The organism is Rhizobium binae (genome assembly GCF_017357225.1).
Lineage (GTDB): Bacteria > Pseudomonadota > Alphaproteobacteria > Rhizobiales > Rhizobiaceae > Rhizobium > Rhizobium binae.
This window is the reverse complement of sequence record NZ_CP071604.1, coordinates 4,457,536-4,478,510: the sequence shown is the minus strand read 5'-3', so window position 1 is coordinate 4,478,510 and position 20,975 is coordinate 4,457,536. Positions and strand designations below refer to the sequence as shown.

The 20,975-nt window shown below is 61.0% G+C and carries 22 protein-coding genes; 9 read left to right on the top strand and 13 right to left on the bottom strand.

All coding sequences use genetic code 11. The features are described 5' to 3' along the window. Positions 1 to 2: 2 nt before the first annotated feature. The gene (leuB, locus tag J2J99_RS21820) at positions 3 to 1,115 is read right to left on the bottom strand and encodes a 3-isopropylmalate dehydrogenase (protein WP_168295103.1); all 1,113 of its coding nucleotides are present in this window, start codon (positions 1,113 to 1,115) and stop codon (positions 3 to 5) included. A gap of 167 nt (positions 1,116 to 1,282) precedes the next feature. On the opposite strand from leuB, the gene J2J99_RS21815 reads away from it, so the two are divergent. Beyond that, positions 1,283 to 2,215: a pyridoxal-phosphate dependent enzyme gene (locus J2J99_RS21815; protein WP_168295102.1), complete on the top strand. Its 933-nt coding sequence runs from the start codon at positions 1,283 to 1,285 to the stop codon at positions 2,213 to 2,215. Positions 2,216 to 2,376: 161 nt separating this feature from the next. On the opposite strand, the gene leuD is transcribed toward J2J99_RS21815, so the two are convergent. From leuD to J2J99_RS21800, 3 genes are all read right to left on the bottom strand, one after another. Continuing rightward, positions 2,377 to 2,985, bottom strand: a complete 609-nt coding sequence (gene leuD, locus J2J99_RS21810; RefSeq protein WP_168295101.1) for a 3-isopropylmalate dehydratase small subunit — start codon at positions 2,983 to 2,985, stop codon at positions 2,377 to 2,379. A 133-nt stretch (positions 2,986 to 3,118) separates the two neighbouring features. Beyond that, entirely contained in the window at positions 3,119 to 3,541 is a 423-nt protein-coding gene (locus tag J2J99_RS21805) for a VOC family protein (RefSeq protein WP_168295100.1), read from the bottom strand. A gap of 108 nt (positions 3,542 to 3,649) precedes the next feature. Then, entirely contained in the window at positions 3,650 to 3,883 is a 234-nt protein-coding gene (locus J2J99_RS21800) for a hypothetical protein (RefSeq protein ID WP_168295099.1), read from the bottom strand. A gap of 113 nt (positions 3,884 to 3,996) precedes the next feature. Between J2J99_RS21800 and J2J99_RS21795 the strand changes: the two genes are divergently transcribed. After that, on the top strand, positions 3,997 to 4,902 hold the full coding sequence (locus J2J99_RS21795; protein ID WP_168295098.1) for an HpcH/HpaI aldolase/citrate lyase family protein: 906 nt from the start codon (positions 3,997 to 3,999) through the stop codon (positions 4,900 to 4,902). Next, entirely contained in the window at positions 4,902 to 5,108 is a 207-nt protein-coding gene (locus J2J99_RS21790) for a DUF1737 domain-containing protein (protein ID WP_168295097.1), read from the top strand. Before J2J99_RS21795 ends, J2J99_RS21790 begins: the two co-directional genes overlap by 1 nt. A gap of 122 nt (positions 5,109 to 5,230) precedes the next feature. On the opposite strand, the gene J2J99_RS21785 is transcribed toward J2J99_RS21790, so the two are convergent. Then, a complete protein-coding gene (locus J2J99_RS21785; protein ID WP_168295096.1) occupies positions 5,231 to 5,668 on the bottom strand; it encodes a metallopeptidase family protein in 438 nt (145 codons plus the stop codon). A 163-nt stretch (positions 5,669 to 5,831) separates the two neighbouring features. Here J2J99_RS21785 and J2J99_RS34075 point away from each other — a divergent pair, with 163 nt between their 5' ends. From J2J99_RS34075 to bfr, 5 genes are all read left to right on the top strand, one after another. Then, positions 5,832 to 6,776 carry an ImuA family protein gene (locus J2J99_RS34075; RefSeq protein ID WP_246735334.1) on the top strand — a complete coding sequence of 315 codons (945 nt, stop codon included), beginning with the start codon at positions 5,832 to 5,834 and terminating at the stop codon, positions 6,774 to 6,776. A gap of 40 nt (positions 6,777 to 6,816) precedes the next feature. Further along, the gene (locus J2J99_RS21780; protein ID WP_246735337.1) at positions 6,817 to 8,235 is read left to right on the top strand and encodes a Y-family DNA polymerase; all 1,419 of its coding nucleotides are present in this window, start codon (positions 6,817 to 6,819) and stop codon (positions 8,233 to 8,235) included. Next, a complete protein-coding gene (locus J2J99_RS21775; RefSeq protein WP_168295094.1) occupies positions 8,232 to 11,687 on the top strand; it encodes an error-prone DNA polymerase in 3,456 nt (1,151 codons plus the stop codon). The genes J2J99_RS21780 and J2J99_RS21775 overlap by 4 nt, the downstream gene beginning before the upstream one ends. Positions 11,688 to 11,864: 177 nt before the next feature. After that, positions 11,865 to 12,269: a (2Fe-2S)-binding protein gene (locus J2J99_RS34070; RefSeq protein ID WP_246638733.1), complete on the top strand. Its 405-nt coding sequence runs from the start codon at positions 11,865 to 11,867 to the stop codon at positions 12,267 to 12,269. Next, positions 12,235 to 12,720 (top strand): bacterioferritin, encoded by a 486-nt coding sequence (bfr, locus tag J2J99_RS21765; protein WP_168295092.1) that lies wholly within the window; start codon positions 12,235 to 12,237, stop codon positions 12,718 to 12,720. The genes J2J99_RS34070 and bfr overlap by 35 nt, the downstream gene beginning before the upstream one ends. A gap of 72 nt (positions 12,721 to 12,792) precedes the next feature. Here bfr and J2J99_RS21760 read toward each other — a convergent pair whose 3' ends face one another. The 6 genes from J2J99_RS21760 to rsfS form a co-directional block, all read right to left on the bottom strand. Next, positions 12,793 to 13,326, bottom strand: a complete 534-nt coding sequence (locus J2J99_RS21760; RefSeq protein ID WP_168295091.1) for an RNA pyrophosphohydrolase — start codon at positions 13,324 to 13,326, stop codon at positions 12,793 to 12,795. Between the two features lie 24 nt (positions 13,327 to 13,350). Continuing rightward, positions 13,351 to 14,541, bottom strand: coding sequence for a divergent polysaccharide deacetylase family protein (locus tag J2J99_RS21755; protein ID WP_168295090.1), 1,191 nt, complete (start codon positions 14,539 to 14,541; stop codon positions 13,351 to 13,353). A gap of 77 nt (positions 14,542 to 14,618) precedes the next feature. Continuing rightward, positions 14,619 to 15,941, bottom strand: coding sequence for a S41 family peptidase (locus tag J2J99_RS21750; protein ID WP_003543943.1), 1,323 nt, complete (start codon positions 15,939 to 15,941; stop codon positions 14,619 to 14,621). Continuing rightward, a complete protein-coding gene (locus J2J99_RS21745) occupies positions 15,931 to 17,334 on the bottom strand; it encodes a murein hydrolase activator EnvC family protein (RefSeq protein WP_168295089.1) in 1,404 nt (467 codons plus the stop codon). Before J2J99_RS21745 ends, J2J99_RS21750 begins: the two co-directional genes overlap by 11 nt. Before the next feature lie 179 nt (positions 17,335 to 17,513). Further along, the gene (gene rlmH, locus J2J99_RS21740) at positions 17,514 to 17,996 is read right to left on the bottom strand and encodes a 23S rRNA (pseudouridine(1915)-N(3))-methyltransferase RlmH (RefSeq protein WP_168295088.1); all 483 of its coding nucleotides are present in this window, start codon (positions 17,994 to 17,996) and stop codon (positions 17,514 to 17,516) included. A 119-nt stretch (positions 17,997 to 18,115) separates the two neighbouring features. Further along, the gene (gene rsfS, locus J2J99_RS21735; protein WP_168295087.1) at positions 18,116 to 18,559 is read right to left on the bottom strand and encodes a ribosome silencing factor; all 444 of its coding nucleotides are present in this window, start codon (positions 18,557 to 18,559) and stop codon (positions 18,116 to 18,118) included. Positions 18,560 to 18,769: 210 nt separating this feature from the next. Here rsfS and J2J99_RS21730 point away from each other — a divergent pair, with 210 nt between their 5' ends. Continuing rightward, positions 18,770 to 19,147, top strand: a complete 378-nt coding sequence (locus J2J99_RS21730; RefSeq protein WP_168295086.1) for a winged helix-turn-helix domain-containing protein — start codon at positions 18,770 to 18,772, stop codon at positions 19,145 to 19,147. On the opposite strand, the gene modC is transcribed toward J2J99_RS21730, so the two are convergent. Together modC and modB are read right to left on the bottom strand one after the other, a co-directional pair. Further along, positions 19,148 to 20,215: a molybdenum ABC transporter ATP-binding protein gene (gene modC / locus J2J99_RS21725; RefSeq protein WP_168295085.1), complete on the bottom strand. Its 1,068-nt coding sequence runs from the start codon at positions 20,213 to 20,215 to the stop codon at positions 19,148 to 19,150. After that, positions 20,212 to 20,913, bottom strand: coding sequence for a molybdate ABC transporter permease subunit (modB, locus tag J2J99_RS21720; RefSeq protein WP_168295084.1), 702 nt, complete (start codon positions 20,911 to 20,913; stop codon positions 20,212 to 20,214). The genes modC and modB overlap by 4 nt, the downstream gene beginning before the upstream one ends. Positions 20,914 to 20,975 lie beyond the last annotated feature (62 nt).

Sequence of the window (20,975 nt, the reverse complement as noted above, 5' to 3'; positions counted from 1 at the left end):
TATCAGGCGGAAAGCGCCTTGAACTCGGCGAGGATCGCCTCGCCCATCTCCACCGTGCCGACCTGCCTGCAGCCGTCGGCCATGATGTCGCCGGTGCGGATGCCCTTGTCGAGCACGTTGGCGATCGCCTTTTCCAGATCGTCGGCTTGCTTCACCATATTGAAGGAATAACGCAGGCACATGGCGAAGGAGGCGATCATGGCGATCGGATTGGCGATGCCCTTGCCGGCAATATCGGGGGCCGAGCCGTGCACCGGCTCGTAGAGCGCCTTGCGCTTGCCGGTCTTGCCGTCCGGCGCGCCGAGCGAGGCAGATGGCAGCATGCCGAGCGAGCCGGTCAGCATCGCAGCGACGTCGGAGAGCATGTCGCCGAAGAGATTGTCGGTAACGATGACGTCGAACTGCTTCGGCTGGCGCACCAGCTGCATGCCGCCGGCATCGGCGAGCATATGTTCGAGCTGGACGTCGGGATATTTCGCCTTGTGCGTCTCGGTCACCACCTGGTTCCAGAGCACGCCCGACTTCATGACGTTGCGCTTTTCCATGGAGCAGACGCGGTTCTGGCGCGTGCGGGCCATTTCGAAGGCGACGCCGGCGATACGTTCGATCTCGTAGGTGTCGTAGACCTGCGTGTCGATGCCGCGCTTCTGGCCGTTGCCGCGATCGATGATTTCCTTCGGCTCGCCGAAATAGACGCCACCGGTCAGCTCGCGGATGATCAGGATATCGAGACCTTCGACCAGTTCCGGCTTCAGCGACGAAGCCGAGGCAAGGGCCGGATAGCAGATGGCGGGACGCAGATTGGCGAAGAGCTGCAGATCCTTGCGCAGGCGAAGCAGGCCGGCTTCCGGACGAACTTCATAAGGCACGTTATCCCATTTCGGGCCGCCGACGGCGCCGAACAGAACGGCATCGGCGGCCAGCGCCTTCTGCATGTCGGCTTCCGAGATCGCCGCGCCATGGGCATCATAGGCGGAGCCGCCGACAAGGCCTTCGTCGGTGACGAAACCGGCATTCATCGCCTCGTTCATGTAGGCGATGATCTTGCGGACCTCGCCCATGGCCTCGGGACCGATGCCGTCACCCGGCAGCAGGAAAAGATTGCGCGCTGTCATGGAGCCCTCCTGGAAAAACAAGCTGCGGCTTCTTAGACCCCGGAAATGGGCATTTCAAGCGAGAGAAGGGGTGAATCGGTACGCTTCGCTCTCAACGCCTAGAGTTGCTCCGACGCCTGCAATTGGACTAGAACGGTAGGCTCCAGCATTGATTTCCGGAATGTTCCATGCCTTCAGCGCCTCTTCATCTCGACACGCCTCTGGCTCGAACAGCGCCTGATTACAGCGCCAGCGGCAAGCCGCTCTGGCTGAAGCTCGATGCAATGCAGCCCTCCGGCAGCTTCAAGCTGCGCGGCGTCGGCCGGCTTTGCCAGCACGAGGTGGACAATGGCGCGCGCGAGATCTTCTGTGCTTCCGGCGGCAATGCCGGCATTGCCGCTGCCTATGCCGGCCGGGCGCTCGGCGTGCCGGTCACGATCGTCGTGCCGGAGACGACGGCGGCCGATGTCCGGCAGACGATTGCGGCAACCGGCGCGAATGTCCTCGTGCACGGAGCCGTTTTCGACGAAGCCAATGCCCACGCGGTCGAACTCGCCCGCAGCCGCAAGGCAAGTTATGTGCATCCTTTCGACCATCCGCTTCTGTGGGATGGCCACGCGACGCTGATCGACGAAGTGGTGGCGAAGGGTGCAAAATTTGACTGCGTCGTCACCAGCGTCGGCGGCGGCGGGCTGCTTGCCGGCATCGTCGAGGGACTGAAGCGGAATGGGCTTTCCGACGTGCCTGTGATTGCCGTCGAAACCGAAGGGGCGGCTTCGCTGCATGGAAGCCTCAAGGCAAATGAGCGCATTACCCTGCCCGCAATCACCTCTATCGCCACATCGCTCGGTGCGCGGCAGGTGGCCCAGCATGTCTTCGACCTGCCGAAACAGCATCCGGTCGAAAGCGTTCTCGTCAGCGATGTCGATGCCGTTGCCGCCTGCCTGAAGTTTGCCGATGCGCAGCGCATTCTGGTCGAGCCGGCTTGCGGTGCTGCTCTTGCCGTTGCCGATGTGCATGCCGGGCTGTTGGCGCGCTTCGACAATCCGCTGATCGAAGTCTGCGGCGGCATCGGCGTGTCGCTGGAAAAGCTGAGGTTCTGGAAAGAGCGGTTTCTCTGATCTCTAAAGCGCGTCGCGTCTTTTGAGAATGGCTCCTTCGCTTTAGGTTCTTTGTAGCATGTCGTTGCCGCAAAACCGCTGCACACATTTGCGCGACATACTTTAGAGCAAAGAAAAAGCCGGGCGAAAGCCCGGCCTGATCGATCGTCATTCGTTCGGGCTCAGGCGGCCCAGGGGTGCGAAGCGGCGTTCTTCTTTTCGAATTCGTCGATCGCCTTGCCCTTTTCCATGGTCAGGCCGATATCGTCGAGGCCGTTCAGCAGGCAGTGACGCTTGAATTCGTCGAGATCGAATTTGATCGAGCCGCCGTCCGGACCGGTGATTTCGAGGTTCTCAAGGTCGACGGTCAGGATGGCATTGGAGCCGCGCGAGGCATCGTCCATCAGCTTGTCGAGGTTTTCCTGGCTGACCTTGATCGGCAGGATGCCGTTCTTGAAGCAGTTATTGTAGAAAATGTCGGCGAAGCTGGTGGAGATCACGCAGCGGATGCCGAAATCGAGCAGCGCCCAGGGAGCGTGTTCGCGCGAGGAGCCGCAGCCGAAATTGTCGCCGGCGACCAGGATCTTGGCATCGCGATAGGCCGGCTTGTTCAGCACGAAATCGGGATTTTCGGAGCCGTCTTCGTTGTAACGGGCTTCGGCGAAAAGGCCTTTGCCGAGGCCGGTGCGCTTGATGGTCTTCAGGTAATCCTTCGGAATGATCATGTCGGTGTCGATGTTGACGACCGGCAAGGGCGCTGCAACGCCCGTTAGCTTCACGAATTTATCCATGACCATGCTCCATTTCAGCAAACGTACTTTCCTGAATTTGCATCTAGTCCAGTTTTTCGCCGAAATGAAGGAGAATCTTTCGAAAGTGGCGGCCACGCGGCGTTTCGCGCGGTCCGCCCGTTGAATGCGGCCGTTACTTGCTCGGCGCGTTCAAGCCCCAGAGCACGCCGAACGGATCGCGAAGCTGGCCGTAGCGGTCGCCCCAGAACATCAGCTCGATCGGCATGACGACTTCGGCGCCGGCCGCCACCGCGCGCTCCCACCAGAAATCGATGTCGTCGATGACCAGCTGGATGGCGAAGCCTTCATGGCCTTTGAAGGGGTGACCGTATTCGGGATAGGCATCGGCGAGCATAAGAGAGCTGCCGTTAATGTAGAGATGAATATGCATCGTGCGGCCGCTCTCGTCGACCGGCACCCGGTGGGCCTCTTCGGCGCCGAAGGCCTTCTTGTAGAATTCCGCGGCTTTCACCGCGCCGTCGACCGTCAGATAGGGCAGCAGACCATTCTTGACCGGCGGCAACTTGACCGGATTGTTTTCCGTCGTCGTATCCATGTTCGTCCTCCATCGTGTTCAAGCGCCGGCTGAATGCCTGGCTGCTTCAAAGACGTATCATGGACGCACGATGCGACAATGTCGGTTGGTTTTTTTGAGCGAAGCTGCTTAGAGATCGATGATCGTGCCGCGACCGTCGTTCCAGATGCGCATCTCGCGTTGGCCGTTGTTTGCCTTGGCGCGGACCGGGGCGGGCTTCATCTTCATCGAAAGGGCGCGGCCGACCATGAGCACGGTCAGGATGCCGCCGACAGCAAGCGTCACCGAAAAGGTGAGAAGCAGCATGGCGACAAAAAAAGTGGCGCCGGCAAGCATGAAGAAGATGGAGCGAATGTTCTGCATGGGTTTGATACCTTTCTACAGAAAGGAATGTGGTCCTTCTTTTTTCTCTCTGCAAGGCAAGCATGGCTTTTTGTTGTCTTGCCGGGCTTTGCGAAGCTTGGCACTAATGATTGATGAGCCGAACCACACCTCTCCGTTCCCTGCATCTGCGCCGCTCGGTGCTGAGCGTGCCCGCGGTCAATCTGCGGGCGCTTGAAAAAAGCCGTTCCCTTGATTGCGATGCGGTTATTTTTGACCTGGAGGATTCTGTCTCGCCCGAGAAGAAGGGTCAGGCGCGGGAAAACCTGCGGGCCTTTTTTGCCGGGCCGCCGCTCGAGGGCAAGGAGAGGATCATCCGCATCAATTCTTTGTCATCCGAATTCGGAGCAGCGGATCTCGATCTGGTCAAGGCGCTTTTGCCCGATGCCGTGCTGCTGCCGAAGGTGGACGAACCTAGCGATGTCACTGACGTCAGCGATCTGCTTGCCGATGCGGATGCGCCGGAGGACCTACGCATTTGGGCGATGATCGAGACGCCGCGCGGCGTGCTGAATGTCGGGGCGATCGCCGGATCCGGCCGCACGCCGGGTGCAAGGCTCGATTGCCTCGTCGTCGGGCTCAACGACCTGCGCAAGGAAACGGGCGTGCTTCCCCAGCCGGGGCGGACCTATCTCGTGCCCTGGCTGATGCAGGTCATTCTGGCGGTCAAGGCCTATGGGTTCGATGCGCTCGACAGCGTCTTCAATGATTTCCAAGATGGCGAAGGTTTCGATGCCGAATGCAGGCAGGGCCGCGCCATGGGTTTTGCCGGTAAGATGCTGATCCATCCCGCGCAGATCGCAGTGGCCAACCGGCATTTCGGGCCGAGCCTGGAAGAGATTGCGGAGGCTGAGGCGATCATATCAGCCTTTGCCGCGCCTGACGCCAGGGGTCTCAACGTCATCAATGCGAACGGGCGAATGATCGAACGGCTGCACCTTGTCCAGGCCGAGGCTGTGGTTCATAAAGCTCGCCTGATGTCTGCAAGAAAGCCCGCCTGATGAAACTCTACCGCTTCCTGACCGGTCCCGACGACGCCTCGTTCTGCCACAAGGTCACTGCCGCCCTCAACAAGGGCTGGTCGCTGGAGGGGTCGCCGACCTATGCCTTCAATGCCGCAACCGGCGCGATGCAGTGCGGCCAAGCCGTCGTCAAGACCGTCGAAGGCAAGGATTACGATCCGGATATGAAACTCTCGGAGCAGTGAGTCCTGCTCATTGAAAGCGATGGAGCGTCGTTAGCGCGTCCTGCCGAGGCGCGGTGCTTCAGCTCTTTGTTTCATGCATGTCGTTTATCCCGAAACCGTTGCACACTTCCGGGCGACATGCATTAGCGCTCGGTGGCTTCCTCGGCGCTGGCCTCGATCCGCTCCATGTCCTCGTCGCTCAGCCCGAAATGGTGGCCGATCTCGTGGATCAGGACATGGGTGATGATATCGCCGAGCGTCTCGTCGTTCTCGGCCCAGTAGTCGAGGATAGGGCGCCGGTAGAGGCGGATGCGATTCGGCATCTCGCCTGTTTCCATCGTGAAACGTTCGGAAATGCCCCTGCCCTCGAAAAGGCCGAGAAGATCGAAAGGGGTTTCCAGCGCCATGTCCTCGAAAACGTCGTCATCGGGGAAATCCTCGATCTCGATCGTGAGGTTGGTCGTCAGCTGGCGGAATTCATCCGGAAGATGGCTGTAGGCCTCCATGGCCAGCGACTCGAAAGTGCTGATCGTCGGCGCATGGCGGTCCCGCCAATCATCGCTCTGGTCTATGCGGGCCATGAATATTCCTTCCTTTGCGGGCCCATATAGAACCTTTATCGCCGATTTTCGAGTGCGGAATCAAAGGCAGGAATAAATTCATAGAAAATGGTTGTTGACTCTTCTTCCGCTCTCTGGAATCCATAAGAACATAACAGGAACAAGACGGATCGGAGTAAACGCCATGGCGCAGAACGCCCTGGCGCGCGAGCGGCTTTTTGCGCTCCGCGAAACCATCGCCAGACTGGAAGGAAAGCCCGCGCCGGCACTTGCGGCAGCGGAGCAGGAGGCCTTGGCGCAAGGACGCAAGACGCGCCAGGAACGCATTCTGCCCCCCTTGCCGTTTGGGGTGGAGTTTGTCGATCGGGCGCTGGAAGGCGGCCTGCCCCTCGACGGGATTACCGAATTCCGCTCCGCGCTGTCTCGCGATGCCGGCGCGGCAAGCGGGCTGGCGATGGCTGTTGCCGCGCGGCTGCAGAAACAGGAATCAGATGCCGGCAGGCTTATGCCGTTGCTCTGGATCGGCGATGCAGTCGGCACGCTGGAGGCCGGCCGTCCCTATGCTCCCGGGCTTCGGGATTTCGGGTTGTGTCCTGAGCGATTTCTCCATGCCGCGCCGCGCAAGCTGGACGAAGCGCTCTGGCTGGCGGAGGCGGCGGTGGAAAGTGCTGCTTTCTCGGCCGTCATCTTCGAAGTGCGGGGCAACCCTGCGCATTTCGGCCTGACCGAAAGCCGCAGGCTCAGTCTCAGGGCGCATGCTGCCCGCCGTCCGCTCTTTCTTCTGCGGCAGGCAGGAGTGGAGGAGGCCAGCAGTGCGGCCTTGCGCCTGCATGTCGAACCGGGACCGTCCGGTCTGCGGCCGTTGCCGGATGGATCGAAGCTTGCCGGCAGTATCGGTAATCCGATTTTCCGTCTCACGCTGGAGAAGAGCCGCAATCCGGCCCCGCTCTCCTTTCTCCTGGAGTGGAATCCCCATGAACGCGAATTTTTCTCCGTCACCGAACCAAACCTCCTTCGTCCTCCAGGCGAACAGTCAGCGCATTCTGGCGCTCAGCTTCCCGCATCTGCCAACCGATCGTATCGCCCGCAGGCGATGGGGGCCCTCCTGGCGTTCGAAAGGGCGTCCTGAGGCGCCGTCCATCGTCTGTTCGGGCAAGCTCAACAATGCCATGCGGCTGACGGCTCTGGACGAATTGGCCGAGCGGTTGGGGCTGAAGAAGGAACAGGGCGTGGCCGAAGCGCGTGCCATGTATCCGACGCTCGATGTGGTGGAAGAGGATCCGGCCGCCGATCGCCGGCTGCTGGAGGCAATTGCCGACTGGTGCGACCGGTATACGCCTTTGGTGGCCTTTGACGGCAGGGACGGCCTGTTTCTCGACATTACCGGCTGCACGCATCTCTTCGGCGGCGAAAAGGCGCTTCTCAAGGATATTCTGTCGCGGCTCTTTCATATGGGGATCGATGCGCGGGGGGCGATCTCATCGTCACCGGGACTTTCCTGGGCCGTGTCGCGCTTCGGGCAAAGCGGCGTGATCGAAGACGTGGAGACGGAGCAAGTGCTGATGTCTTTGCCAGTCGCGGCCTTGCGGCTGCAGGGGCAAACCGTTGATGCGCTGAACAAGCTCGGTCTGAAATATATCGGCGACATCATCAATGCGCCGCGGGCGCCGCTGACCCGCCGATTCGGGCCGGAATTGCTTCTGCGTCTCGACCAGGCGCTGGGACATGAAGAGGAAGCGGTTTCGCCCCGTCGTCCCGTCGCCAGCCTTTCGGCCGAAAGCCGCCTGATCGAGCCGATCGGAACGGAAGAACAGATCCTTGCCGTCACCAGGCAGGTCGCCGTGTCGCTGCAGCCGTCGCTGGAGGCACGAGGCGCCGGCGGGCGGGTGTTCGAATTGGTTCTCTTCCGCGTCGACGGCAGGGTCTTCCGTCTTTCCGTCGGCGCTTCGCAACCGCTTCGCGAACCGAAATTTATCGCCGGGCTTTTTTCCGAGCGCCTGCAGGCGGTCTATGACGATCTCGATGCCGGTTATGGTTTCGAGATCGTGCGGCTGAATGTGGTGCGGCATGATCCCTTCAACGAAGCGCAGGCTGATTTCGAGGGCGATCGTCAGGGAGAAATCTCCCTTTCGGCTTTCGTCGACCGTGTCTCCGCCCGGCTGGGTGAGGATTGTCTGCAAAGTTTCCAACTTCGGGAGAGCCATGTGCCGGAGCGCGCCGTCATCGCGATTCCGGCGATGGACAATCTTTCAAGACGCGGGAAAGCCGAGCCGAACGGTTCTCTTCCTTTCCGCCAAGAGCGCCCGTTGAGGCTTTTTGCGACGCCAGAGCCTGTCGAGACCGTGCTCGCCGAAGTGCCCGATGGTCCGCCGCAAATCTTTCGCTGGCGGCGCATGCAGCACCAAGTGGCAAAAAGCGAAGGTCCGGAGCGGATTGCCATGGAATGGTGGATCGACGGAAGTGACGCGGAGGCGCGCGATTATTTCCGCATCGAGGACGAGAGCGGCCATCGCTTCTGGATCTATCGTCGAGGTTTCTATGGCCGGGAAGTCGATCCCCGCTGGTTCATGCACGGGGTGTTTGCATGAAAGGCGAGCGCGCATTTTTCGAGATCGGCGCGAGGACGAATTTCTCATTCCTCGAAGGCGCCTCCAGCCCGGAGGAGATGGTCTTGCAGGCCGCTCATCTCCGGCTCGGCGGTCTCGGAATTGCGGACCGGAATTCGGTTGCCGGCGTCGTGCGTGCGCATGCGCAGGCGGAACAGCTTGAGGAGAGATACAAGAACAGAGATGCGATCATGGCCGAAGCGGCGAAGACCGGAAAAAAGGAAAGGATTTTCCATCCAATCCGGATACAGCCGGGCGCCCGCCTCGTCTTTTGCGACGATACTCCTGATATCCTCGCCTACCCATGCAATCGTCGGGGCTGGGCAAACCTCTGCCGCCTTCTCAGCGCTGGCAATCTCAAGGAGGAAGCGGTCAAGGGAACCTGCATCCTGACGGAAGCAGAGCTCATGGAATGGGGGGACGAGATGATGCTTGCCCTCGTTGCCAATCGTACCCTTGTCGAGAGCCAGGCGGGCCAGACTGCGCTGGAGAATTATCTGGAACGGTTTCGCAGACGTTTCCGCAAGGCTATTTTTATGGTGCTGGCGCCGGCCTATGACGGTCGCGACAGGGAGGTGTTTGCGGTGCTTGCCATGCTTGCCGCCCGAAATCGCGTGCCGTTGATTGCGACCAACCAGCCGCTTTACCATCATCCTGAACGCCGGCCGCTTTCAGATGTCGTGATCGCGATCCGGGAGCATGTGCAGATATCACAAGCCGGATTCCTGCTGGCGCCGAATGCCGAGCGCTACCTCAAGGATTCACGTGAAATGCTCCGGATCTTCGGGGACTATCCCGATGCGGTCGAAAATACGCAGGTCTTTTTCGGCAAACTGAGCTTTTCGCTGACGGAACTGCAGCATAATTACCCGCCTGAAAACGATCCCGGCGAAACGCCGCAGGAAACCCTTGAGAGACTGACAAGGGCGGGAGCCGCAAAGCGCTATCCCGAAGGTGTCCCACTCAAAGTGGCGAAGCAGATCGATTATGAACTTAAACTCATCGGCGATAAGAACTACGCCTCCTACTTTCTGACGGTTCACAGAATCATCCAGCACGCCCGTTATGACCTCAAGGTTTTGTGCCAGGGACGCGGATCGGCGGCAAATTCGGTCATCTGCTATTGCCTTGAAATAACGGAAGTTGATCCTCAAAAGAGCACGCTTCTCTTCGACCGTTTCATTTCGATGGACCGGGACGAGCCGCCGGATATCGATGTCGATTTCGAGCATGACCGGCGTGAGGAAGTCATCCAGTTCATCTACCGACGATATGGCATCAACCACGCAGGGCTGACGGCGGGAGTGACCACCTACCGCACCCGTTCGGCCGGCCGCGAGGTCGCCAAGGCCTTCGGCCTGTCGGAGGATGTTCAGTCGGCGATCAGCAGCCTCGTCTGGGGTTGGTCGGAGGACAATCTTTCCGAGAGGGATGCCAAGGCGGCCGGTCTCGACGTCAAGGATCCAGTGACCCAGAACGTGCTGCAATATGCCTCCGAACTTCTCGGCTTCCCGCGCCACCTCACCCAGCATGTCGGCGGCTTCGTCATCACGCGGGACCGACTCGACGAGGTCGTGCCGATCATGAAGACGGCGATGCCGGATCGTTACATGATCGAATGGGATAAGGACGATCTCGACAACGTCAAGATTCTCAAAGTGGATGTGCTGGCGCTCGGCATGCTGACCTGTCTGCGGAAGGCCTTTTCGCTGCTTGAACTGCATTATGATGTCAAGAAGACACTCGCAGACCTCGGCAACAGGGAGCATGGGGACGAGGGCAAGCCGGTCTATGAGATGATGGGCCGGGCCGATACGCTTGGCGTCTTCCAGATCGAGAGCCGGGCGCAGATGAGCATGCTGCCGCGCCTGAAGCCGAAGATATTCTACGACCTCGTCATCGAGGTGGCGATCGTCCGGCCGGGGCCGATCCAGGGCGATATGGTCCATCCCTATTTGAAACGCCGGGAGCAGCGGGCCAGGAACATTCCAGTGGAATATCCAAGCAAGGAGCTTGAAGCGGTCCTCGAAAGAACCCTCGGCGTCCCCCTGTTTCAGGAGCAGGCGATGCAGATCGCAATCACGGCCGCAGGCTTCAGGCCGGCAGAAGCCGACAAGCTTCGCAGAGCAATGGCGACATTCAAGCGGACCGGTACGATCGGCGATTTCGAGAAGCGGTTCATCGAGGGAATGGTCTCAAAAGATTACGATCCCGAGTTCGCAAAGCAATGCTTCAATCAGATCAAAGGTTTCGGTGAATATGGCTTTCCGGAAAGCCATGCCGCTTCCTTTGCGCTGCTTGTCTATGCCTCTTCATGGCTCAAGGCCTATTATCCCGATGTTTTCTGCGCGGCGATGCTGAATTCCCAGCCGATGGGGTTTTACGCGCCGGCTCAGCTGGTGCGGGATGCACGCGAGCATGGGGTAAGGATCCTAGCGGTCGACATCAATGAGTCCGACTGGGATTGCACTTTGGAAGAGGCTGCCTTCGACCGAAAGACCGTCGATTTCCGGCATGCGCAGATGCGGGAGATCATCAAGACCCGGCATGCGGTGCGGCTGGGTTTCCGGCAGATCAAAGGTCTCTCGTCAGACGATATGAAACGGCTCGTCGACAATCGAGGGCAAGGATATGGTTCGGTGCGCGATCTCTGGCTGCGATCCGGTCTGCCGAAATCCGTCATCGAGCGACTGGCGGATGCGGATTCATTCCGATCCATCCATCTGTCGCGCCGCGAAGCGCTTTGGGCTGTACGGGCACTGGATGTGAAGAGTGCGGCCGAAGAACTGCCTCTTTTCGAACGGGTCCGTCATCTCGACCTTCAGCCCGAACCCGCGGCGAAGTTGCCCGACATGCTGCCGGGCGAGCAGGTGATCGAGGATTACCGTTATCTGTCCCTGTCGCTGAAAGCGCATCCCGTCTCGTTTCTGCGGGAGGAATTGCGAAAGGCGGGCATCACACGCAATGTCGATCTTCTGACGGTGCCCAACGGGAAGAGGGTGACAATTGCCGGGCTGGTGCTGGTGCGGCAGCGCCCGGGTTCGGCCAAAGGCGTGATCTTCATGACGCTGGAGGACGAAACCGGCGTTGCCAATGCGATCGTCTGGAACAAGATGTTCGACAAATACCGGGCAGTCGTCATGGGAGCCCGGCTGGTGAAAATCCGCGGCAGGCTGCAAAGCCATAGCGGGGTGATCCATACCGTCGTCGAGCATATCGAGGACATGACGCCGGCGCTTGGGATCCTGCAACGCGAGGCCCGCCGTTTCGGCGCCTGCGAGCGGTCGGACGAGGTGTTGAGACCGGGAGGTGACCAGCGACAGGCGGAGGCGCGCAAAGGGGCAGAATTGGAAAAACGAATGATTGCCGAAGGCAGCCATGCGGGCGTGGCGGAATCCGCCCAGGTCATGCCGCGTGGGCGCAACTTTCATTGAAGCCTGTGCACCGACAGAAAACATGCCGGCCTGGGGGGCCTGCCCGCACGATCGAATAGTACGAGTACGATCGGGATCATGCGGGGCACGATCGAGATCATGCGGGGCGCGATCGGGATCACGCGGTCATCGTCCCGGAACCGCCCTACAATCTTCAACAGATTGCGTCCATTGCTGCTGCCGCCGGCGCCGGACTCGAATTTTTTCTTGACAGCCACCGTCTTCTTTAGCAGAAAACACGATAGTCAGTGTCATGTTTGGAATGAAGACGTGCTTGTCTGCAGCTGCAATTATATAACCGACAAGGAAATCCGGGAGGTTATCACCAACCTTCTCGACGAAGATTGTTGGCAGCTTATCGTGCCTGCGAAGGTCTACCACGCGATGGAAAAGCGCGGCCGTTGCTGCGGCTGCTTCCCCAATGTGGTCGATATCATCATCCAGACGACCGAGGAATACCACGCCCGTCGCCACTCGACGGAGACCGAAATATTTGATTTCATGTCACGCTTGAAGCAGTTCCATGAGGAAAACAGGAGAGCGGACATTGAAAGGCGACAAAAAGGTCATCGAGCGGCTTAACGAGGCACTGTTTCTCGAGCTCGGGGCGGTCAATCAATATTGGGTTCATTATCGGCTTCTAGAGGACTGGGGCTACACCAAGCTCGCCAAGAAGGAGCGCGCCGAATCCATCGAAGAGATGCACCATGCCGACCGGCTTGTCGCCCGCATTATCTTCCTTGAAGGCCATCCCAACCTGCAGACACTCGCGCCGCTGCGCATCGGCCAGAATGTCAAGGAAGTGCTGGAAGCCGATCTTGCCGGCGAGTATGACGCCCGCACGGCCTACAAGAAGTCGCGCGATATCTGTCACGAGGCCGGCGACTACGTTTCCATGAAACTTTTCGAGGAACTGCTGGCGGATGAGGAAGGCCACATCGACTTCCTCGAAACGCAGCTCGATCTGCTCGAGAAAATCGGCGAGAGCAAATACGGCCAGCTCAATGCCGATTCCGCCAACGAAGCCGAATGATTTGGACGGGAATACCGGCCGCTCCGCGCGGCCGACATCTTCAATACACACATTCGCGCTGCCGACAGGCGCTCAGTCTTCCGACTGCAGCGCTGCCAGATGCCGGAACTCGGCGATCACCTGGTCGTAGACGGCGCGTTTGAACGGAACGATCAGACCGGGCAGTTCCTGCATCGGCTTCCATTCCCAGGCATCGAATTCCGGATCATGACCGCCGGGCGGCGGGTTGATGGCGATCTCGCTTTCGTCGCCCTCGAAGCGAAAGGCGAACCAGCGCTGTGTCTGGCCGCGGAACTTTCCTTTCAATCCGATGCCGATCAGCGCCGGCGGCAGATCATAGTTGATCCAGTCTCGCGCTTCAGCAAGCAGGCTCACCGTCCGGATCCCGGTCTCCTCATAGAGCTCACGATAGGCGGCATCCAGCGGATCCTCGCCCTTGTCAATGCCGCCCTGCGGCATCTGCCACAACTGCGGCGAGCCATCATATTCGGAATTGCCGTCGGGGATCCGTCGCCCGGCCCAGACCAGGCCGTCGCGGTTCAGGATCATCACGCCGACGCAGGGACGGTAGGGCAGATCCTCGGCTTTCACGGTCGCCTGGCTCATTTTCTTCTCCATTCAGGAATTCTCTCAGGGGCTTCTGGGGTCGTTGGAAAGCGCGGCGACGCCGACGATCTCTATACCGCGCATGGAAGCTTCCTCACTCCATTTGGCGATGGCGTCGACGCTTTCGTCGAAAGCCGCGGCGATGCCGATCGCCTGGCCGTTCTTGCGAGCGATGCGCTCGAGTTCGTCGAGCTTCTTCAGGATGGCGTTGATATCGAGCTGGCCGTCGAGCTGCAGGTCGGCAAAGGCATAAGGCAGTTCGGTGCCCTTGGCGATCGTCGCCGTTTTCGACTGCGCCGACGTGCCGTCGTCGAGGAAGAGCAGGCCGCGCTTGCCGATATCGCGCATCACAGGTTCCATGGCGGCGGGGTCGGAGAGAAAACGGCCGCCGAGATAGTTCATGATGCCGGTATAATTGGTGATTTCGCCCATCGCCCTGTGCAGGTTCTCAATGTTGCGGGCCACCGGCTTCGACGTCAGCAGGGTCCCCGGACCGGGGTCATTCGCCGGATAATCAAATGGCTCGAGCGGTACCTGCAGAAGAATCTCGTGCCCGCCGCGGCGGGCCTCCTGCATCCAGCGCTGCAGGCTGTTGCCGCTTGCAGCAAAGGCGAGGGTGATTTCCTCCGGCAATTCGGCGATGGCACGCTGTGTCCCCGTCTGGCTGAGCCCGAGGCCGCTAACCACAATGGCAATGCGGACGCCGCGCGCACCGGACGAGGGACGCGCATATTGGTCCATCGGCCGCCGGCCGTCGGGGCCGACGATCGGCAGCCTGCCAAACGCGGTGTCTTCGAGCAGCGCTTCATTGGGCTGGGCCGCCATGCGCGGGTCCTGGCCGATCTGCATGGCATCGACCAGCACCGGTCCGCTGCCGTCGCGCGGGCGGGGACTGTATTTGGTGATGACGGAGCCATCGCCGGTGATCATCTGTTCGACATTGGCGCCCGAGCGCGGATCGGCGCGGGGCATCCCGTTGGCCGCCCGGTCGACAGCGGTCGTCGGCGCCTTGCTGGACGCTTGGCTTGCGGCCTGCTCGGCCGTCGGCGGTTCGGCGCGCTGCAGCCCGTCGCCGCGAAAGGCGGTATAGAGAGAAAACCCGCCGATCGCGAAGAGGCACAGACTGGCTGCAATGCGGCCGAGGCGCAGCGCGCCAGGACGCCGGCTGCCGGTTTTGCGGTTGCGCCCCAAAGGCGCATGCAGGTCCGTTCCCAATTTTCTCGCCCGCTCCAAAACCGGGAAACAGCAGAAAGGGTCAAGGCCGGGCGAGTGCCCGGCCTTGCGAGGATCAATTACTTGGCGACGACGGCCTTATCGGGGTTCGGCGGAAAGGCCGGATCGGTCTTCTTGCCGCGCAGAAGGTCGAGCGCGTAGTTCAGCTGCACGTCATCCTTCGGATCCGGCGGCACATAGGCAACCGAGCCCGAACCTTCATCGGTTTCGCTCTGGCCCTTGATATGGCCGCGCAGGCTGGATTCGCCTTCGGTCACCATCTTGCCCTGCAGTTCTTCCGGCAGCGGCTCTTCGACCTTGATGTCAGGCGTGATGCCGGTGCCCTGGATCGAGCGGCCCGACGGGGTGTAATAGAGCGCCGTGGTCAAGCGCAGCGCGCCGTTCTCGCCAAGCGGGATAATCGTCTGGACGGAACCCTTGCCGAAGGAACGGGTGCCGAGAACGGTGGCGCGGCGCAGATCCTGAAGCGCGCCGGCAACGATTTCCGATGCGGAGGCCGAACCGCCGTTGATCAGCACGATCACTGGTTTGCCGTCGGTCAGGTCGCCCGGGCCGGCATTGAAGCGGCGGGTTTCATCCGGGTTGCGGCCACGGGTCGAAACGACCTCGCCACGCTGCAGCAGCGCGTCGGAGACATTGATCGCCTGATCGAGCAGGCCGCCCGGATTAAGGCGCAGGTCGAGGACGTAACCCTTCAGCTTGTCGGCCGGAACGGTGTCCTTGATCTTCTTGATCGCCTTTTCCATGTCGGGATAGGTCTTCTCGGTGAAGGAGATGATGCGGAGGTAACCGACATCGTCCTCGACGCGTGATTTGACCGCCTGGACGGCAACGACGTCACGGACGATCGTCAGCTCGATCGGCTTGTCGGCGCCCTTGCGGATCAGCGTCAGCTTGATCGGCGTGTTGACGGCGCCGCGCATCTTCTCGACCGCGTCTTCCAGCTTCAGGCCGCGCACGGACTGGCCGTCGATCTCGGAGATGTAATCGCCGGCGAGAACGCCGGCCTTAGCGGCGGGCGTATCGTCGATCGGGGTGATGACCTTGACGAGTTCGTCTTCCATCGTGACTTCGATGCCGAGGCCGCCGAACTCACCCTTGGTCTGGGTGCGCATGTCCTCGGCGTCCTTCGCATTCATATAGCTCGAATGCGGATCGAGCGAGGAAAGCATGCCATTGATGGCATTCTCGATCAGCTTGTCTTCGGCCGGCGGCGTGACGTACTGCGCGCGCACGCGTTCGAAGACGTCGCCAAATACCGAGAGTTCCTTGTAGGTAGAGGATCCGGCCGCTTCTGCCGGCACACCTGCCGAGTAAATGACGCTCATCGCGGTCGCACCCATCAATGCGCCGACCAGAACAAGAGAAGCCCTACGAATCATTGCGTGCCTTTCCAGTGTCCTTGGCGGTCCACCACGGTCGGGAATCGACCGGTTTACCGTCTTTTCGAAATTCAATGTAAAGCGTTGGCCGGTCCGTTTCCAGCGCCAATGCAGTTGCGCTTGCCACTCTTTTCGCTCCCATTAAGGCGAGCGGCTCGCCGGCGAAAACGAATTTTCCCTGGCGGGTATTGATCGTATCCATTCCCGAGAGAATCAGGTGATATCCGTCGCCCGCGTCGAGGATGATCATCTGGCCGTAACTGCGGAAAGCGCCGGCGAAAACCACCAGGCCATCTGCAGGTGCCGTCACCACTGTCTCCGGGTTGGTGGCGACCGTCATTCCCATGGCTTCGTGCCCGGTACCGTCGGCATCGCCGAACTGGCGCAGGATATCGCCTGCCACGGGCAGCTCCAATTTGGCCCTCAATTCTCCGAAGGGATATGCGGGCGCAATGCGGTTTTTATCGGGCACGCCGCTGTCGGCCAGAGCCTTGGCCTGGGCCCGCTGCTCGTCGGTCAGAAGCTTGCGGTTCTCCTCGGCCTGGCGGGCGGCGGCGGCCGCTTCGCGCACCGAAGCGATCTCGGATTCCATCGACGCGACGAGGCCTTCGAGGCTGGTCGCCTTGCCGGCCAGTTCCTCCGAACGTTTCCTTTCGGCCTGCAGTTCGGCGGCGTTGCTGCGGCTGAGCTTGTCGTTTTCGGCAAGGAGCAGGTCCATGCGCCGCTCTTCCTCGATGCTATCGGTCATCGTCGCCGTCAGGCCGGCCTTTTCGGCCGCACTTGCCGCCTGCAGCGCGGCGAGGCTTGCGAGATCGGCGGCGAGCTTGTCGGTTTCCTTGCGGATGCCGGGCACGACGGCGCCGAGCAGGATGGCGCTGCGCACGGAAGCAAGCGCATCATCGGGAGTGACGAGCAAGGCGGGCGGCGGGTTGCGGCCCATGCGCTGGAGTGCTGCCAACACCTCGGCCAGCAGGCCGCGGCGCTCGTGCAGCGAACGGCGGATGCCATCCTGCTTGACGCCGAGATCGGCCAGTTTCTTCTCGCTTTCGAGAACCTGCTTCTCGAGCCCTTTGCGGCGGGCGGCGGAATCGATCAGCGCCTGACGGATGCTCTGCGTGCTTTTTTCCAGATTGGCGATGCTTTGCTGGAGTTCGCTCACCTTGTCCGAGGAAAGGCTGATTGATTTCGACAGGGTTTCGAGCTCGGCGCGGGTCTGATCGCGTTTGGCGGCGAGTTCAGCGGCCGGATCGGGTGGCGGCGGCTCGGCTGCCGGCGGCTGCGCTGCAGATTGCGCCGCTTCCGGAGCGGCTTCCTCGGCCCGGACGGTCAACGTATTTGCTGACGCGACGATGACGGCGACACCAAAACCGGCCGCAAGTGCCGGCAGAATCATGCGGTGTCGCCTGGTTGGTTTCGTCGTCATGCGTGTGGGGGCACTCTTTCAAATCGCGCGGAGACTAAGCTGATTTGGCACGCTTTGCCAGAAAGTTTGCGAGCGAAGTGCGGCGCCGCGAAACACGGCTGCGTGACAATGCGACGCATCGTCAAAGGCATGAGTTCACGTGGAACACGTCAGACCCGGTGATAGGGATGGCCGGACAGGATGGTGACGGCGCGATAGAGCTGCTCGGCGATCAGCGTGCGGACGAGCTGGTGCGGCCAAGTCATTTTGCCCAGGCAAAGCGTGGCGTCGGCACGATCGTAGAGCGCGGGATCGAGGCCGTCGGCGCCGCCGATCGCGATCATCAGATCGCGTTTGCCCTGGTCGCGATAGGAGCCGAGCAGATTTGCGAAGGCTTCGCTGTCGAGCGCCTTGCCGCGTTCGTCGAGAAGAATGAGGACGCTGCCTTCGGCGAGCGATTTCAGCAGCATCGCCGCCTCCTCGCGTTTGCGGGTATCCGCATTGGAGGCACGGCTTTCGGCAGTTTCGGCAATACGGGCAAGTTCGAGGCCGACCGCTGGGCCGGCCTTGGCGAAACGATCAAAATAACGGGCCGCAAGATCCTTTTCGGGGCCGGATTTCAGCCGTCCCACCGCAAAGAGACCAACTCGCATTCCCCCGCTCCCGCTCATCAGGCATTGGCGACGCACAAGCTGCGCCACCGGCCGGCTTACGATGTTTCCCGCCAGTCAATGCCATGTCTCAGGTGCCGGTCAGAATGCCGGCCCGCCTGTCAGTGCCGTGTTTCTTCATCCATGTCAGGAGCCGCCCACATCTTTTCGATGTTGTAGAACTCTCTGATTTCAGGACGGAACACATGCACGATAATGTCGCCGGTGTCGATCAGGATCCAGTCACCGCCCTCCTGACCTTCGACGCGGGCCGTACCGAAACCTTCGTCCTTCAGATCAGTGAGCAGGTGGTCCGAGATCGCCATGACATGCCTGTTCGAACGGCCGGAGACGACGATCATGTAGTCTCCCAGCGCCGATTTTCCGGCAATGTCGATGGTGACGATATCTTCAGCTTTAGAGTCCTCGAGGCTGGCGAGAACGGCTTCTAAGGCGCGGGCAGCGGCATCGGCGCCACGTTCTGCGCTCTTCGGGAGAACGGCGAGCGTTTTTCCCTTGGCGTGTACTGTTGTCAGTGCTTTCCCTTTCCTGGAATGACAAACCATGCACAACACGAGATCCGATCACGACCGGATCATGGTTAAGATAGGCATCAAACCATTAATGTTTCAAGACGTGCTAAGGTACGGAGCGGCGGAAAATCCGATCTGGCGACGGAATTGAACTATATTGCTGCCCTCGCTGCTTGTCCGGGCGGTGTACAGTTTTCAGGCCGGAGCGTAAAGTGCCGGAAATTCCACCATTTCCAGATTCGAATGACCGATCCAGCCGCAAAAACACTCGTACCCATCTTGCGAATCAGCTTCCCGGATGAGGATCGGCTCGGACGCGGCAAGATCGAACTGCTGGAACACATCCGCGCGACCGGATCGATCTCCGCAGCAGGGCGGGCGATGGATATGTCCTATCGCCGCGCATGGCTGCTGGTCAGCGAGATGAACCGGATGTTCTGCGAACATGTGGTGGAATCACAACGCGGCGGCCAGAAGGGCGGCGGTGCGGCGCTGACACCGTTCGGCGAGCAATTGCTGGCGCGCTTTCGCCGGATGGAAAGCATCGTGAAAGCGAGCCTTGCCGAGGACCTTGCCTGGCTCGAGGCAAAGCGCAACCCGCGGCCGGACGGGCACGGCTGATCAGGCCTCCAGGGCAACCGTCTTGATGACGGCGAAGACGGTGTTGCCGGGTCGAAGGTCGAGGCGCTCGCAGGACAGTGCGGTGATGCGCGAGAGGATGGCATCGCCGCCGCAGTCGAGCCGGATTTCAACCGTTCCGTCCGCATCCGGCGATAACTGTTCGATCTTGCCTTCGACAATGTTGAGGGCACTGAGCCCCTCCGGTCTTGCCGTCGCCAGCATGACGTCGCGCGACGGGATGCGGATACGCACCGGCTTGCCGGGCGTGAGTGCCGCGCCGGGAATATGCAGCCGGCCGGATTTGAGGGCGACGGTCGAGAGATGGTGGCGCGCGTCAAAGCTTTCCACGATCCCTTGCAGCAGCGCGCCCGCTTCTTTCCGGTCGAAGGCCGCAGAGGCGCGGCTCAAGATGTCGACGGCTGGGCCAACCGCCTCCACCCCGCCGTCGCGCATGACCACCACTTTGTTTGCGAGCCGCGCCACCTCGGCAATCGAATGGCTGACATAGACGATCGGGATTTCGGTCTGATCGCGCAATCGCTCGAGATAGGGCAGGATCTCAGCCTTGCGCGCCTCGTCGAGGGCGGCCAGCGGCTCATCCATCAACAGCAGCCGGGGCGAGCAGAGAAGGGCGCGGCCGATCGCGACCCGCTGCTTCTCGCCGCCTGAGAGTTTTGCGGGGCTGCGATCCAGCAGCGTCTCGATGCCGAGCAGGTCGACGACGTGATCGAAGCTCTCGCCGCGCGCAACTCCTGGCGCGAACCAGCGGCCGTAGGAAAGATTGGCGCGCACGCTGAGATGCGGGAACAGCCGCGCCTCCTGGAAGACATAACCGAAATGACGGCGGTGTTTCGGAACGAAGAGACCGGCTTTGGTTTCGGTCAGGCTTTCGCCGTCAAGGACAACGCGGCCCTCGTCCGGACGGGCGAGGCCGGCGATGATGCGGATCAGTGAGGTCTTGCCGGAGCCGGAGCGTCCGAACAGCGCGGTCACGCCGCCTTCGGATGTGAAGGCGGCGTCGAGAAAAAACGCGCCCAGCCTCTGTTTTGCCTCGACGATCAACGTCATTCGGGATCGATCCTTCGGCCGGCGAAACGCGCAAGGAACTCTGAGGCGAGCAGGGCGGTCATGGAAATGACGATGGCGACGAGTGTCAGCCGCAGCGCGCCAGCATCACCGCCGGGCACCTGGGTAAAGGTGTAGATCGCCGACGACAAGGTTTGGGTCTCGCCCGGAATGTTGGAGACAAAGGTGATCGTTGCGCCGAATTCGCCCATCGCCTTGGCGAAGGACAGGATCATGCCGGTGATGATACCGGGAAGGGTCAGCGGCAGGGTGACCGTCAGGAAGACCAGGATCGGGCCGGCGCCCAGCGTTCCGGCCGCCTCCTCGAGCTTGCGATCGACTGCCTCGATCGACAGGCGGATGCTGCGCACCATCAGCGGAAAGGCCATGACGGCGCAGGCGAGTGCCGCACCGGTCCAGCGGAAGGAAAAGACGATGCCGAGGTACTGGTCGAGCAGGCTGCCGATCGGGCCACGGCGGCCGAAGAGGATGAGGAGGAGAAAACCGGTCACAACAGGGGGCAGGATCAGCGGCAGGTGAACGATGCCGTTCAACACCGACTTGCCCCAGAAGCGGCCGCGGGCCAGCAGCAGGGCGACGAGGATGCCAAGGGGCAGGCTCGCCAGCGTGGCGACGACCGAGATGCGCAGGCTGAGCAGGATTGCCGTCCATTCTTCAGTGCTCAGTCCGAATATATCCAAACGCAGTGTCTCCACGAAATCGAAGGCGCGCTGATGCTCAGTCCGCCCTTTACTCCGCGTCA